Source organism: Mangrovactinospora gilvigrisea, from assembly GCF_001879105.1.
Taxonomy (GTDB): domain Bacteria; phylum Actinomycetota; class Actinomycetes; order Streptomycetales; family Streptomycetaceae; genus Mangrovactinospora; species Mangrovactinospora gilvigrisea.
On the sequence record NZ_MLCF01000032.1, the window covers coordinates 1 to 14,517 of the forward strand.

Consider the following 14,517-nt stretch of genomic DNA (forward strand, 5'->3'; position numbering starts at 1 on the left):
GACGGCCCGCGCGTCATCGACTTCGGCATTGCCCGCGCCCTCGACGAGACCGCGCTCACCGTCAGCGGCCAGGTGATCGGCACCCCCGGGTTCCTCTCCCCGGAGCAGGCCCGCGGCCATGCCATCGGCCCCGGCGCGGACCAGTTCTGCCTCGGCCTGATCCTCGCCCATGCCTGCTCCGGGACGCATCCGTTCGGGGTGGGCCGGCTGCCGCAGATGCTCTACCGGATCGTCTACGAGGCGGCCGACCTCTCCGCCGTCCCGGACGGGCTGCGGCCGACGGTCGCGGCGCTGCTGGCGCGGGCGCCGGAGGAGCGGCCCGGCCCCGAGCAGGTGCTGGCGCAGCTGCAGGTGGACGCGAGCGACGGGGACGAGCCGTGGCTGCCGCCCGCGTTCCTGGACCTGGTGCTGGACCGGATGCGGTTGCGGATGGCCGGGGTGCCGGAGGCGACCGCCCCGGAGGCGGTCGCCGCGCCCGCGGCCGCGGTGGGGTTCGGGCCGCCGGAGTACCCCGCGCCCGAGGCCGAGGCCGTGCCCGTGCCCGAGCCGGAGCCGGAGCCGGAGCGTCAACTCCGGGCCGCGCCCGCGCCCGAGCCCGAGCCCGCCCCCGGACCGGCGCCTGCGGCGGAGCGTCCGCCGCGCGTCACGCGCCGGGCCGTGATGACCGCCGCGCTCGCCGGCGCCGCCGGGATCAGCGGGTTCGCCGCCTGGCGGCTCACCGCCGCGGGCGCCTCGGACGCCGGCTCCTCCGGGGGCTCCGCCGTCGATCGCGCCGCGGACGTCACGCCGGCGGCGGCCGCCCCGGCGCACGCCTGGGACGTCGCCCTGCCGGCCGTCGGCGCACTCGCCGTCAGCGGGGACACCGTCCTCGTCGGCCACGCCAAGGGCCTGGACGCCGTGCGGATCTCCGCGCGGAAGACGGCCTGGTCCGCCACCCTGCGCACCGGGGGAGCCGTCTCCTCGCTCGCCGTCTCCGGCGGCCGCGCCTACATCGGGACCATGGCCGGCGAGATGGTCGCCGCCGATGTGCGCACCGGCCGGCAGCTGTGGAAGCACCGGATGGTCGACCCGGTCGAGGTGTTCGCCGTCGCCCCGACCTCCGACGCGGTCTACTTCGGCTGCGCGGACGGCTTCGTGCACTGCTTCGGCCTCGCCCCGTCCATCGGTTCGGACGGCATGGCGATGGAGCGCTACATGGCCACCCTGCACGGGAACGCCACCGGGCTCTCGCCGGCGCCCGGCGGGGTCTACGTCGCCGACTACCACGCCGACGCCCCGAACGAGGACGCGCTGTGGCTGGTGCGCGGCATGAACACGCTGAGCCGGGAGTTCCAGCCGGGCGGCGACGGGATGTACGCGCTGGACCGCTCCGGCCCGGACCGGATGCTCGTCGGCACCGGCCGCGCACTGACGCTCCTCGACCTGGGCACCATGCAGCCGGCGGCCGAGTGGAAGCGGTCGTTCGCCACCGACGGGGCCGCGCAGCGGATCGCGGTCTCCGGTGGCACCGCGTTCGTCGGGACGCCGCACAGCGTCGCCGCCGTCGCGCTGGCCGACGGCACCGGCCGCTGGAAGGCGCCGCACGCGGTGGGCGCCGGCGGGGCGTTGGCGCTCTGCCCGCTCGGGGGCGTGGTGTGCGTCGGCGGCAGGAGCGCGCTGATCAGCGTGGACGCGAGGAGCGGCGCCGCGCTCGGGAGGTATCCGCTGGCCGGGCCGGTCGCCGCGCTGGACGCCGCCGGCGGGGCGCTCTACGCCGGGCACGGCGGGGGGCTCTCGGCGTTCCGGGCTGCCTGAAGCGCTTGGTCAGGGGCGCTCGGCGACCACGTGCAGCAGAGCGGCCACCCGGCGGTAGGGGTCGGTGCGGCCGGCCCGCTCCGCCAGCGCCAGCACCCGGTCGAGCTCGTCCGGTTCGGGGAGCGGGGCGTCGGAGGGGGCGGCGTCGGTGAGGACGCGGACGCCGTACCAGGCGCGCGTCGGCAGGCCGCCGGCGGCGAGCGCGGCCGTCAGCTCGTCGAGGCGGTCGGCGCGGGCGCCGACGCCGATGCGGTTGAGGTAGGCCGTCCCCGCGAAGGCGCGCTCCGCAGCCTCCCAGTCGCCGAGCAGGCCGGGTCGGAGGGCCAGCGCGTCGCCGTTGCGGACCAGCAGCGAGACGAGGCCGCCGGGGGCGGTGACTCGGGCGAGGGCGTCCAGCAGCGGGCCGGGATCGTCGAAGTACATCAGCACCCCGTGGCAGAGCACGGCGTCGAACGCGCCCGGGGGGAAGAGCTCGACGAGCCGCTCGGCGTCGCCCCGGACGGTGCTCACCCGGGCGCGGACCTCCGGGGGTTCGGCGTCCAGGGCGCGGGCGAAGTCGGCGAGCAGCGCGGGGGAGGCGTCCAGCCCGACCACCCGGTGGCCGCGGCGGGCCAGCAGCAGGGCCTGGGTGCCCTGCCCGCAGCCCACGTCCAGCACCCGCCGTGGCGGCGCGTCCGCCGGGAGGTGCGCGGCGAGCTGACGGCCCACCAGCTCCTGGCGCACCACCTGCCGCAGCGTCCCGAGCCGCGCCCGCCACTGCGCTTCGCCCGCGGCGAATGATGTACCCACGCCGCCCCCTTTCGTCGGACGCGAGCCTAGTGCCGTGCTGGAGGTCAGGCGATTGCGCAGGCGGCGAGGGCGGCGAGGACGCGGGGTTTGGACGGGGAGGCCGGGGCGCTCAGCAGGGACGCGCCGCCGCGGCGGGCCGCGGCGAGGGTGAGGCGGTCCAGCGCGAGCAGCATCCGCACCAGGCGGCGGCCGGCCGGCGGGGTGGTCGCCAGCAGCGGGCCGCGGGCGGCGGCCATCGCCGCCGCGGCGCGGTCCAGTTGGGCGGCGAGCAGGGCGCGGACGGCCGGGGTGTCGCGGCGCCGCTCCAGGTCGGCGCGGGTGACGCCGTGCGCGGCCAGCGCGTCGGCGGGGATGCCGAGCCGCCCGCGGGGCAGGTCCTCGGAGAGGTCGTTGACGAAGTCCAGCCGCTGGCCGGCGTCGATGAAGGTGCGGCAGGCGGCGCGGTCGGCGCCGAGCACCCCGGCGACGAGCATGAAGGCGGGCAGCGAGTAGGCGTCGAGGTAGCGCTGGTAGTCGTCCTCGGTGGCGAAGCCGGTGGTGTCGCGGTCGGTGGTGGCGGTGGGCAGGTACGTGTCGAGGTGCCCGGCGAGGGCGGGGTGCGCGCGGACGGTGCGGCCCAGCGCGCGCAGCGTCGCGTCGCCGGCTGCGCCGGGGGAGGCGAGCGCGTCGCGGGTGCGCCGCTCCCAGTCGGGCCACGGCAGGGTCTCGTCGCCGTCCCCCTCCAGGATGTTGTCGCTGCGGTGCATGTACGCGGTGGCGGCGAGGGCGTGCGGCACCAGGCCGCGGGGGAGCAGCAGTTGGACGGCGAGCGCGGCGGCGGGCTTGTAGCCGATGACGAGGGCGCGCTGCCGGGTGTAGTCGTCCCGCAGCCCGGCCTCGGTGATCCCGGCGGCGTCCAGCGCCCTGCTCCAGCGGCGCGGGGGTCGGCTCATGCCGCGGAGCGTAGCCCGTGGGCGAGATGCGCGGCGAGCCAGGCGCCGGCGTCGGCGGCGCCGGTGCAGGCGGCGTAGAGGTTCTTGGCGGTGTCGCCGCCGTCGTCGAGGATCTTGCAGCTGAGGCCGGCCGGGTCCCGCTCCGCGGCCGCGGCGGGCGTCGGGGACGCGGCGAGGACGGCGGCGGCGGTGAGGACGGCGAGGGCGAGGGGGCGGCGGCGCACGGGCGTCTCCCGGGTCGGACGGGTGGGGTTCGCCAGCACTCTAGGGAACTGATGCCCCGTCACCCCCGTGGACATGCCCGGCAACCGACTGAACCCGGCGCACGCGCGTCCCGCGCGCCCTGCGCGCGCCGCGCGGCATCCCGGCTCCGCGCCCCCGCCCGCCGCGGAAGGCCGCGGCCGCCACCGCGGCGGACGGGTGATGCCGCGCGAAAGCCGAGCCCCGTCCCCCCCGCCGCAGCCGCCGACGGCAGCAGGCGCTGCTGCCGCGGTGCCGAGGCGATGGGTGACGTACAGCGCGTTGGCCACCGCAGTTCGGTGCCCGGGGCCCCGGCCGCTGTCGCCGGCGGCGGCGTCCGCGCGTTCGGGGCCGGGGTGGTGTAGCCCCCCGCCCTCGCCGGCAGCGGCAGGCGCCGCGCGGGATGGTCGTGGTGCCGTGGTGCCGAGGCGATGGGTGACGTACAGCGCGATCGCAACCGCGCTCGGGCCCCGGGGCCTTAGCCGCTGTCGCCGGCGGCGTCCGCGAGTTCGGGGCCGGGGTGGTGTAGCCCCCCGCCCTCGCCGGCAGCGCCAGCCGCCGACGGCAGCAGGCGCTGCTGCCGCGGTGCCGAGGCGATGGGTGATGAACAGTGCGTTCGCCACCGCAGTTCGGGGCCCGGCCCCGGCCGGACAGCGTAGCCCCGCGCCCCCGTCGGTGGCGGCAGGCGCCGCGCGGGATGGTCGTGGTGCCGTTGGGCTGGGGCGGTGGGTGATGGACAGTGCGTTGGCCACCGCAGTTCGGGGCCCGGCCCCGGCTGCTGCCGCCGGCGGCGGCCGGAGAGGGCCGGCCGGGCCCGCCTCGTCCGCTATCCCCTCACCGTCGCGGATGCGACGTGGCGGCGCCCCTCCCCCCGGGCGGGGGGAGGGGCGCCTCGGACGCGGGGAGGCGTCAGCGGATGAGGGTCTGGGCGAACTGGAGGCCGCCGGTGCAGATGTTGGCGCCGACCAGGATGCCGGTGGCCACGGCCTTCGCCTGGCCCTGGGTGTTGACGGCGACCGCGTAGGAGACGCGGGCGATGTCGTCCGTCAGGTTGCCGACCTCGTTGACGATGGCGATGCTGCGCGGCGCGCCCGCCGGGTCCTGGGCGAGCTCCGTGAAGTGGTAGATGGTGCAGATCGCGCCGGGCAGCACCAGCACCGCGTCGACGATCGCGCCGACGCCGCGCCCGTCGGAGACGGCCAGCCCGCCGAACCGCTGGGAGGACGCGAACGCCTTCTGGGCCGGCCCGGAGAAGATCAGCTTGCAGAGGATCCGGATGCCCGTGGTGGTCGTGGAGACCGCCGAGACGTACGCGTTGGAGATCGGGTCGTTGGGCGCCAGCACATTGGCGAGCCCTGCGGAGACCCCGCTGACCACGCCGAAGACCGCCGAGGGGATCGCCCACGGATTCTGGCCGTTGGGGGAGGCCGCCTCGAAGCCGGCCACGATGGTGCCGCCGAAGAGCGAGCAGAAGCCGGCGACCGCGTGCCCGGTGATGTGGATCGCGGTGGCGGTGGACGGCGAGAGCGCGACGCCCTCGGCCAACGCCGGCGCGCCGGTGACGGCCTCGGCCCGCGGCGCGGTGATCGCCGCCGCCTCGGTGGCCTTCCCCTGGAAGGCGTTGACCAGGGTGTTGTAGTCCGTCACGGTGATCAGGAAGGTCGTCTCGGCGTTGTTCGGGAACGGCGCCGTCCCCGTGGCGATCTTCTGGGCGACGGTCACCGGCAGGGCGACCGTCCAGCAGATCAGGTCGAGGAAGGAGAAGTCCGGGACGCCGAAGGCGTTCAGCACGTCGGAGACCACCGGGATGTGGATCGGCGTGTCGAGGACGGCGATCGCCGCCTTGGCGATCTGCTTGACGATGTCGAAGAGCGTGTCGACGACGATCCGCGCGGTGTCCAGCGCCAGGTCGCCGAGGATCGCGGCGAGCTTCTGCAGGATGTCGACCACCGGCAGGGTGTCGAAGTCCGCGGCGAGCAGCTGGAGCTGGTCGATGGTGTCGCCGATCGCCTGCCCCTCCTGCTGGATCGCGTTGATCAGCAGCTGGATGGGGTTGGCCGCCGGGTTGACGGCCGGCATCGGCCGCACCGTCGTCAGCGAGCTGCCGTTGGCCTCCAGGTGGTGGGAGAGCAGCGCCCCGGGCGCGGTCTGCTGGGCGTCCGGCGCCGAGCGGCTGTTCGGGGTGGCGGTGCCGTCCGCCCCGAGCCCGGAGAAGGTGCCCAGTCCGGCCCAGTTGTTGACGGCCTGTTTGACGTTGCCGATCAGGGTGTCGAACTCGCCCTTCACCACGTCGATCTGGTCGACCTGGTGGTTGAGGTAGACGCGGGTGAGGTTCTGCACGACCTGCTTGGTGCGGGTGATGTCGCCCCAGTCGAAGGCGAACTCCAGGTAGTCCAGCAAATCCTCGGCGGCCGTCTTGAGCGCCGAGTAGAGCCACTCGGCGGCGCCGACCACCGCCTCGACGGAGTCCAGCACGCACTGGTAGGCCTGCCCGGCGACGGTGACGACGAGGTTCCACAGCCCGGTGGCGGTGTCCTGGATGAAGCGGACGGCCTCGCTGAGGCCCTCCTCGACCTGCTCGCCGAGCCAGGAGAACAGGTCGCCGGCGTCCACGAGCAGGGTGTCGGCGGAGACCAGCGAGGTGGCGACCGGGAGCCCCGGCCCGCGCACCCCCTTGACGCCCGGCACGGTCGTCGGCAGCGCGTCGTAGGCGGCGGCGAGCTGGACGTTGCCGGCCGCCACCGCGGCGAGCACCGACGGGCTGGTGCCCGGCGGCACCAGCATCTTGCTGCTGCCGTCCGGGTAGTTGATGACGGCCGAGGTCAGCGCGCCGGGCGTGGTGAGCGCGGCGGCCTTGCGGAAGGCGTTGTCCATCGGGTTGACGGTTGCCGCCGCCCCGGAGACGGCCGCCTGCAGCCGGGTGCCGGAGACGGTCTGCACGGGCTCGATGACGGTGACGGCCCCGGCGGCGTCCGTCGGGATCCGCACCGGGGTGGGCCCCAGCACGTAGTAGAGGTGGTTGACGCGGACCGCGGTGACGTTGTCCGCGGTGAGCGTGACGGAGACGTTCGGGGCGGGCTGCCCGGTGGTCGCGTCCACCACCTGGATGCGGGTGGTGTAGGAGGGGAACCGCTCGGCCGGGGTGCCGGTGGAGGGCGGGTCGAGGGTGATGTCCCAGAACGACCAGAGGCCGGTGTCGGGAGACTTGACGGCCTTGGTGAGCTTGTTCTGGCCGGTGTGGGCGAAGATCGTGTTGGCGTCCGCCTTCCGGTCCAGGTAGGGCGAGAGCTGCTCCACGCCGGTGAGGATGGGCAGCGGCACGCTCCAGGCCAGCGCGCCCGCGGTGATCTGGGCGCTCGGGCAGGTGGCGTAGAAGATCTCGTTGTCCGCGTTGAGCCCCCACACCAGGACGGTGCCGCCGCTGGTCTCCGCCCACAGCTGGCGCACCCCGAGGAAGCGCGGGCTGTTCAGCACCGGCATCGGCGTGGCGCCGCTGGCCTGGTTGCCGGCGGCCAGGTAGTACAGCGTTCCGGCGGAGGTGACGAAGAGGTCGGTGGTGTTGTCGGCGTTGCGGGCGGGGGCGATGGCCTCCGGGGCGGCGCCGCCGGGCAGCTGGTAGAGGCTGGGCGGGGCGGGCACCTTGGGGTTGAAGGCGTTGTAGAGCGGCTGGTACTGGAACTGCGGCGACCCGGCGACCCTGCCGATGGTGTAGATGCCGTCGACGTACTGGCCGGTGCGCCGGCCCAGCCGGCTGGTGTAGGTGCCGGCCTGGAGGTCGATGGCCAGGTCGTGGGGGTGCCAGGCGTGGCCGTCGGTGCGCGCCGGGTCGATGTAGTACCGGAAGATCAGCCCGGTGGGCGCGGACGGGTCGCGGAGCACGTCGACGACGATGTACTCGCCGTCGGAGGCCTCGCCGACGAAGACCCCGGCGATCTTCACGGCCGACAGGGAGTGCGCCGGGTCGTCGAACGGGTAGGCCGTCCAGTCCGGTTGGGTGCTCCAGGAGGTGTCGGCGTCGGAGTTGCCGAGGCTCAGGTAGAGGTGGTCGTTGCGCGGGTCGGAGACCACCATCGCCAGATGGATCGAGTTCGGCCCGCCGGCCGGCACATGCGCGGTGGCGAAGGCGCTGGGTCGGGTGTCGGTGCGGCCCGGGAAGTCCCGTCCAAGGACGGCCGCGCCGAGGTCGGAACGCTCCCAGCCGCCGCGTTCGGCCGGCACCTCCTTGGTGAGGTAGAGCGCCCGGTCGGTGCCGAGCGAGAACAGCAGCGAGGTGCCGTCGGCGGCCTGCAGGGCCTCGAAACTGGCGTCCGGGGCGAGGACCTCCGCCTGAAGGTAGTTGTGCATCAGCTCGCTGGAGCAGGTCAGGGAGTAGCTGCTCATCGGCGTCGCCGCCTCAACTGGGGTCGGTGTAGGTGATGTGCGAGACCAGGTCGCTGCTGCCGGCGAAGGCGACCGACTTGAAGGCGAAGGTGCGCCCGCCTGGGAAGACGAAGTTCTGGGCGACGGAGACGGGGATGTCGGTCAGGCTCGTCGAGGTGACGCCGCGCAGCCAGGTCGAGACCGACGAAATCAGCGAGTTGAGCTGGGTGAAGAAGTTGAGGAACGGGTCGGTGGAGGGGTTCTTGGAGTCGTCCCGCCGGGCGGTCGTCAGGGTGACGGCGAGCCGGCCGTCCTGGCCGACGGCGAGCGTGTAGGTGTCGGTGACGGTGAGATCGACGACGTTGCCGTCCGCCGAGGTGGCGAGGCTGCGCGCGTACAGGTAGACCACCAGGTGCTGGACGATCTGGATGGTGGTCCCGGAGAAGGTCACCGTGCAGTCGTAGGAGGGGTGCAGCTCCATCCGGCCCAGGTCGCCGTTGAGGCCCGCCTGGTCCGAGGCGGCCGCGTCGTAGTGGTAGGTGAGCACGGTCGGCCCGGACGGGGGCATGGTGACGGTCGGCTGCTGACCGCGCGTCAGCGACCAGGCGTAGTTGGTCTGGGCCTTGCCCACGTCGTAGGTGACGGTCACCGACGGCCGGTAGCAGTTGGCGGAGACCCGGCCGATCAGCTGGCTGTGGAAGTAGTTCGCGAAGGTGTGCCGGTTGATCGCGACGACGCCGTCGTAGTCGGCCTCCTCCGCGGGGTCGATCCAGTTCCAGTTGAACCGGCTGGCGACGGGCAGCGCGTCCCCGTCGGCCGCGCACAGGTAGTTGAGGGTGGCGAGGTCGAGCTGGTCCTTGGTGGGGTTGACGACGGTGGCGCCGGTGGCGTCGACGAACGGGTTCACCTCGAGGTTGAGGTCGGAGAGCGTGAGGGTGGAGGTCGGCGCGCCGGTCTGCTTGATGGTGCAGCCCAGCAGCGGCTGGCCCTGCGACTGCAGCTGGGTGAAGTAGGCGCCCAGGAACGCCTGCTGCAGTATCTGATAGAGCGTGGTTCCGGGAACGACCCCGCTGATCGTCGGCACGTTCTCCAGCGCCGCATTGTCGAGGTCGAAGAGGAGCTGCTGGACGCTGAACGCACCCGGCCCGAGATTCTTGATCTGGGCCTGCACGGCCTGCGGCAGCTTTCCGAATTCGGATTCGTCGGCGGTGGTGAGGCGGAGATCCACCTTGGAGGTGAACACCCAGGGCTTGCCGGGCTGCTGGGATTCGCTGAACCAGGTCGGCGGGGAGTAGCCGCCGCCGGGGTTGAGCTCGACGACGGTGAACTGCGAGCAGAGCAGGTTGTAGATGACGGCGGAGGTGTCCCCGCCGAGCGTCACGATGTCCGGGATCTGCGCCGGGGGCAGCCCGGGCGGCAGCCCGAGCTGGGCGCGGAAGCCCATCATGAACCGGGCGTGGATGAGATTCTGCAGGTCCGGGTCGGTCGCCGGGTCGGCGGTCGGCGGGATCGCGAACGGGTCGGCGTCGTTGGCGAGCTTCTTCAGCTCGGCGTAGTCGATCGCGGTCGGATTGCCCTTGGCGTCCGCGACGTAGCAGACGGTCGTCACCGGCTCGCTGAGGGCGGAGAGGAAGGACTTGACCGTCGCGTTGATGCTGGCCTGTGTGGTGGCCACGACGAAGTCGTACCCGTATTTGGGCGACGACAGGTTGGAGGAATTCGCGCTCATAGTGGCACAGCCTTCTACGAGTGAGGAGTAATGCCCGAGCACACAAAAAGGGGACGAGACCCGACGGTGGTTCCGGGGCTCGACGGTTTCGTGAAGCTACTGCCGCTCCTGACAGGCTGTCAAGCGGCAGTGTGGTGCATAACTATTGCGGCGGATGGGTGCAAAGTTCGGCGCCGTGAAAAGGCCCGCCACGGGTGCGGAATTCGGTCCCGCGCCACGCCTGGTTGCCCAGCCGTGGGCCGCGGGCCGCGGGTGTCAGCTGGTGGCGCCCGTGTAGCGGCGGAGGCCGCGGCTCCAGGTGGCGGCGGTGAGGGCGCAGAGGGCCGCGGTGGCGGCCAGGGCGGTGGCGGCCGTAAGGAGGGACGCGTCGCGGACCAGCGCGGAGGCCGGGACGGTGGCGATCAGGCCGACCGGCAGCGCATAGGTGAGGACCAGGTCCAGCGGGCGGCGGTAGAGCTGCACCGGGTAGCGGCCGAACTGCCAGGTGGCGCTGTAGACCGAGTCCAGCGCCAGCCCCAGCGCCCAGAAGCCGACCGCCGCGACCAGCGTCCGCGTCGCCCACATCACCGCCGACGCCGACGCCGTCAGCAGCAGCCAGACCGCCACCGCCGCCACCGACGGCGGCGCCGGCTCCGCGGCCACCCCGCCCGCCACCACCAGCACCCCCGCCGCCGACTGCAGCAGCGCCGCCGGCGCGCACCCGCCCAGCGTCGCCAGCAGCAGGGAGGACGCCGGCTGGGTGAGAACCTGGTCGAACCGCCCGTCCCGCAGCCGCTGGTGGAACCACGCCAGGTTCGGCTCCACCAGCGCCGACCGCAGCCCGCTGACGATCTGGAACGTCCCCAGCAGCACCACCGCCGACGCCGGGTCCCAGCCGCCCAGCGCCCGCGTCCGGCTGTAGACGGCGCCCAGCGCGGCCAGCGACGACACCCCGCCGACCACCGCCAGCACCAACTCGAAGGCGAAGTCCGCCCGATGGGCCAGCGCCCGCCGCAGCGCCGCCGACTGCAGCGCCGCCAGGATCCGCAGCGTGTGCATCCGTCCTCAGCCTCCCACCGCGGCGAACCGCCGCAATCCGCGCCGCCACAGCAGCGCCACCGCACCCACCAGCACCACCAGCCAGCCCAGTTGGACCGGCAGCACCTGGAGGACGTCCGCCTGCCCGGACGCCACCTCCGCCGGAGCGCCGAGCGCCGCCCAGAACGGCAGCAGCCGCCCCACCGCCGCCCCCGGCCCCGGCAGCAGCGCCAGCGGCGCCGCCATCCCGCCGAGCAGGAACAGCAGCGTCTCCATCAGCGACACCGCCCCGTGCGCCCGCTGCGTCCAGAACGCCGAGAACGACGCCCCGCAGGTCAGGCAGAACCGCAGCGCCATCGCCAGCAGCAGCGACGGCACCGCCGCCAGCAGCGCCGCCGGCCGCGGCAGCGCCCCCGTCGCCGCCGCCGCGGCGACCACCACCGGCAGCCCGAACACCCCGTACCAGAAGCGGATCGCCAGATTGGTCGCCACCGCCCCCAGCAGCGCCGGCTGCGGCCGCACCAGGGTGTCGGCGAAGGTGCCGTCGTAGACCGCGTTGGCGAAGGTGTGCTGCTCGAACGAGACGGTCAGCAGCTGCACCGCCGCGAGCGCCAGGTAGTAGGACGTCACCCCGTGCGCGCCGGGCGCTGCCGCCGTCCACACCAGCAGGCCCAGCAGCGGCGCCACCGACTGGTCGACGATCAGCGTGATCAGGAACGACCGCAGGCTCCACCAGGTCACCGACTCCCGCCAGCAGGCCACCGCCAGCAGCCGCGCGAAACCCCTCACTCGGCGTCCTCCTGGTGGAACCGCGCCAGCACCGCCTCCAGCGGCGGCTCCTCCACCGCCAGTTCCGCCACCGGCAGCCGCGCCAGCAGCTCGCCCACCACCCGCGGCACCTCCGCCCGCGGCACCCGCAGCGCCACCCGGCCGCCCTCGCCGCGCTCCTGCACCGTCCCGAACCGCTCCCACTCGGCGGTGGCACCGGCCACGGCCGGCGTCACCCGCACCAGCTGGTGCGGCGCCAGCTCCGCCGCCAGCCGGTCGAGCGCGCCGTCGTAGCGCACCCGGCCGCGCTCGATCAGCAGCACCCGGCGGCAGAGCGCTTCCACGTCCGGCATGTGATGGCTGGTCAGCAGCACCGTCGCCGCGGTCCGCTCGGCGTACCCGGCGAGGAACGCCCGCACCGCCGCGGCCGCCGCCACGTCCAGGCCGATGGTCGGCTCGTCCAGGAACAGCACCCGCGGCCGGTGCACCAGCGCCGCGGCCAGCCCGGCCCGCATCCGCTCGCCCAGCGACAGCGCCCGCACCTGGCGCCCCATCAGCTCCGCCAGCTCCAGCAGCTCGCCCAGCTCCGCGAGGTTGCGGCGGAACTCCGCATCCGGGACCTCGTAGAGCAGCCGCTGGAACCGCAGCGTGTCCAGCACCGTCAGCTCCTCCGGGCCGCCCAGCGGACGGCTGCCGCGCACCAGCGCGATCCGCCGCAGCAGCGACCGCTCCCGCCGCCACGGCACCCGACCCAGCACCCGGGCGGTGCCCGCGGTCGGGTGCAGGATCCCCGCCAGCATCTTCATGGTGGTGGTCTTGCCGGCGCCGTTGGGGCCGAGGAACCCGGCCACCTCGCCCGGCCGCAGCGCGAACTCCAGCCCCCGGACGGCCCGCACCGTCCGGTAGCGGGGCCGGACCACGGAGGCGAGCGCGGCGCGCAGACCGGGCGGGCGCACGGGCGCGCGGAAATCCATCCCCAGGCCGTCCGCGAGCACGGCGGGGGTTGCCGAACTGGTAGTCATGCCCCGAACCTAGGAGCCTCACGCAAGCTGAAGGACCATCCGGACACGCACCGTCATCAGCCCAGGAAGAGAGGATCCGTGGAGACCGCAGACGGCAGCGAACCTGCGTCGGCACTTCAAGGTTCCGCAGGAGGCCCGGCCGCGCCGGAGCCCCCGGCGCTGCGCCCCGTCGACCTCGCCCGGGACGCCGGCCTGAGCGTCAGCCAGGTCCGCACCTACGAGCGGCTCGGCATCCTGCCGCCCGCCGACCGCACCCCGGCCGGCCACCGCCGCTACGGCCCCCGCCATCTGCACGCGCTGCGCACCGCCCGCACCGCGATGGCCGGCTACGGCTGGCAGACCGCCGCCGATGTGCTCGCCGCCGTGCACCGCGGCGAACCCGCCCGCGCCCGCACCCTGGTGGACGAGGCGCACGGCCGGCTCGCCGCGCAGCGCGCCCGCACCCGGGAGGCGACCGCCGCCGTCGACGCCGCCCTCGCCGCGGCCCGTCCCGACGCCGCCGCGGAACGCGGCCCCCGCGGCCGCCGCGCCGAGCCGCTGCGCATCGGCGAGGCCGCCGCCCGCGCCGGCGTCCGGGTCTCGGCGCTGCGCTTCTGGGAGGACGAGCACCGGCTGCTCGCCCCCGCCCGGGAGGCCGGCACCGGCTACCGCCGCTACGACGCCGGGGAGTTGGCCAAGGTGACGCTCATCGCCCTGCTGCGCTCCGTCGACTACCGCTTCCCGATGATCGCCCAGGTGCTGGAGGAGCTCGCCGCCGGCAGCCCCGAGCAGGTGCGGACCGCCCTGGAGGCCCGCCTCACCCGGCTCGACGAGTCCTCCGCCGCCTGCCTCGCCGCCACCGCGGCCGTGCACGACTATCTCCGTGCGTGGCACGCGTCCCCCGCGCCCGCGCCCGTCCGGCGATAATCCCTGCGAACGCACGACGGACCGAAGGGACGGACGCATGCGCATTCTTGTGGTCGGGGCCGGAGCCACCGGCGGCTTCTTCGGGGGAAAGCTCGCCCTCGCCGGACGGGACGTCACCTTCCTGGTGCGCCCCGCCCGCGCGCGCCTGCTTCAGGAGCGCGGCCTGCGCATCACCGGGCGCGGCCCGGAGGAGGCGCTGCGCCCCCGGCTGGCGTCGCCCGAGACGCTCGCCGGGCCGTACGACCTGGTCATGGTGACGGTGAAGGCCAGGGCCCTGCCGCAGGCCCTGGACGACGCCGCCCCGGCCGTCGGCCCCGGCACCGCGGTGCTGCCGTTCCTCAACGGCCTCGCCCATCTCGACACCCTCAACGCCCGGTTCGGCGAGGACGCCGTGCTCGGCGGCATCGTCCAGGTGCTCGCCACCCTCGACCCGGTCGGCGACGTCCGCCTCCTGGGCGACCTGGGCGACCTCACCCTCGGCGAGCAGCGAGGCGGGAGCAGCGCGCGCGTCGAGAAGCTCGTGCAGCACCTCGACGTCCCCGGCTTCGAGGTGAGCGCTTCCCCGGACGTGCTCGGCGCGATGTGGAACAAGTGGGTGTTCATCAGCACCCTCGGCGCGCTCACCACCCTGATGCGCGGCACCGTCGGCGACATCGCCGAGGCCGGCGGCGCGTGGCTGGGCCCCGCGCTGCTCGCCGAGGCCGCCGCGGTCGCCGAGGCGGCCGGCCATCCGCTCTCCGAGCGCCGCCGGTCGGCCGTCACCGCGATGGTCACCCAGCAGGGCTCCACCGCCACCGCCTCCCTCTACCGGGACGCCGCGGCCGGGCTGCCCACCGAGGGCGAGCACATCCTGGGCGACCTCACCCGCCGGGCCCGCGCGCTGTCCGTGCCCACCCCGCTGCTCGACCTGGCGGTCCTTCACCTCCGCGTCCACGAGGTGCGGTTGGACCGGTAGGTTCGG

The 14,517-nt window shown here is 74.6% G+C and carries 11 protein-coding genes; 3 read left to right on the top strand and 8 right to left on the bottom strand.

The window, feature by feature from the left end:
- A partial coding sequence (locus tag BIV57_RS07900; protein ID WP_071655961.1) for an outer membrane protein assembly factor BamB family protein occupies positions 1-1,794 on the top strand: 1,794 nt, incomplete at its 5' end.
- 9 nt (positions 1,795-1,803) lie between these two features.
- On the opposite strand, the gene BIV57_RS07905 is transcribed toward BIV57_RS07900, so the two are convergent.
- The 8 genes from BIV57_RS07905 to BIV57_RS26365 form a co-directional block, all read right to left on the bottom strand.
- Complete coding sequence (locus tag BIV57_RS07905; RefSeq protein WP_071655962.1) at positions 1,804-2,583, bottom strand: methyltransferase domain-containing protein; 780 nt, start codon at positions 2,581-2,583, stop codon at positions 1,804-1,806.
- Between the two features lie 44 nt (positions 2,584-2,627).
- Positions 2,628-3,515: a squalene/phytoene synthase family protein gene (locus BIV57_RS07910; RefSeq protein WP_071655963.1), complete on the bottom strand. Its 888-nt coding sequence runs from the start codon at positions 3,513-3,515 to the stop codon at positions 2,628-2,630.
- Positions 3,512-3,814 carry a hypothetical protein gene (locus BIV57_RS24995; protein ID WP_175548695.1) on the bottom strand — a complete coding sequence of 101 codons (303 nt, stop codon included), beginning with the start codon at positions 3,812-3,814 and terminating at the stop codon, positions 3,512-3,514. The genes BIV57_RS07910 and BIV57_RS24995 overlap by 4 nt, the downstream gene beginning before the upstream one ends.
- An 850-nt stretch (positions 3,815-4,664) precedes the next feature.
- Complete coding sequence (locus tag BIV57_RS07920) at positions 4,665-8,135, bottom strand: hypothetical protein (RefSeq protein WP_071655965.1); 3,471 nt, start codon at positions 8,133-8,135, stop codon at positions 4,665-4,667.
- Positions 8,136-8,148: 13 nt separating this feature from the next.
- A complete protein-coding gene (locus BIV57_RS07925) occupies positions 8,149-9,843 on the bottom strand; it encodes a hypothetical protein (protein WP_071655966.1) in 1,695 nt (564 codons plus the stop codon).
- Between the two features lie 255 nt (positions 9,844-10,098).
- Positions 10,099-10,881 carry an ABC transporter permease gene (locus BIV57_RS07930; RefSeq protein WP_071655967.1) on the bottom strand — a complete coding sequence of 261 codons (783 nt, stop codon included), beginning with the start codon at positions 10,879-10,881 and terminating at the stop codon, positions 10,099-10,101.
- 6 nt (positions 10,882-10,887) lie between these two features.
- On the bottom strand, positions 10,888-11,649 hold the full coding sequence (locus tag BIV57_RS07935; RefSeq protein ID WP_071655968.1) for an ABC-2 family transporter protein: 762 nt from the start codon (positions 11,647-11,649) through the stop codon (positions 10,888-10,890).
- A complete protein-coding gene (locus BIV57_RS26365) occupies positions 11,646-12,650 on the bottom strand; it encodes an ABC transporter ATP-binding protein (protein WP_079170120.1) in 1,005 nt (334 codons plus the stop codon). The genes BIV57_RS07935 and BIV57_RS26365 overlap by 4 nt, the downstream gene beginning before the upstream one ends.
- Before the next feature lie 78 nt (positions 12,651-12,728).
- Here BIV57_RS26365 and BIV57_RS24555 point away from each other — a divergent pair, with 78 nt between their 5' ends.
- Together BIV57_RS24555 and BIV57_RS07950 are read left to right on the top strand one after the other, a co-directional pair.
- Positions 12,729-13,556, top strand: a complete 828-nt coding sequence (locus BIV57_RS24555; RefSeq protein ID WP_175548696.1) for a MerR family transcriptional regulator — start codon at positions 12,729-12,731, stop codon at positions 13,554-13,556.
- A gap of 37 nt (positions 13,557-13,593) precedes the next feature.
- Entirely contained in the window at positions 13,594-14,511 is a 918-nt protein-coding gene (locus tag BIV57_RS07950; RefSeq protein WP_071655969.1) for a 2-dehydropantoate 2-reductase, read from the top strand.
- The last annotated feature ends 6 nt before the right edge of the window (positions 14,512-14,517 follow it).

Bases quoted from the DNA above. Each gene is read 5' to 3' on its own strand.
- BIV57_RS07925 (WP_071655966.1), bottom strand. From the start codon at position 9,843: ATGAGCGCGAATTCCTCCAACCTGTCGTCGCCCAAATACGGGTACGAC.
- BIV57_RS07950 (WP_071655969.1), top strand. From the start codon at position 13,594: ATGCGCATTCTTGTGGTCGGGGCCGGAGCCACCGGCGGCTTCTTCGGG.
- BIV57_RS26365 (WP_079170120.1), bottom strand. From the start codon at position 12,650: ATGACTACCAGTTCGGCAACCCCCGCCGTGCTCGCGGACGGCCTGGGG.
- BIV57_RS07910 (WP_071655963.1), bottom strand. From the start codon at position 3,515: ATGAGCCGACCCCCGCGCCGCTGGAGCAGGGCGCTGGACGCCGCCGGG.
- BIV57_RS24995 (WP_175548695.1), bottom strand. From the start codon at position 3,814: ATGTCCACGGGGGTGACGGGGCATCAGTTCCCTAGAGTGCTGGCGAAC.
- BIV57_RS07920 (WP_071655965.1), bottom strand. From the start codon at position 8,135: ATGAGCAGCTACTCCCTGACCTGCTCCAGCGAGCTGATGCACAACTAC.
- BIV57_RS07930 (WP_071655967.1), bottom strand. From the start codon at position 10,881: ATGCACACGCTGCGGATCCTGGCGGCGCTGCAGTCGGCGGCGCTGCGG.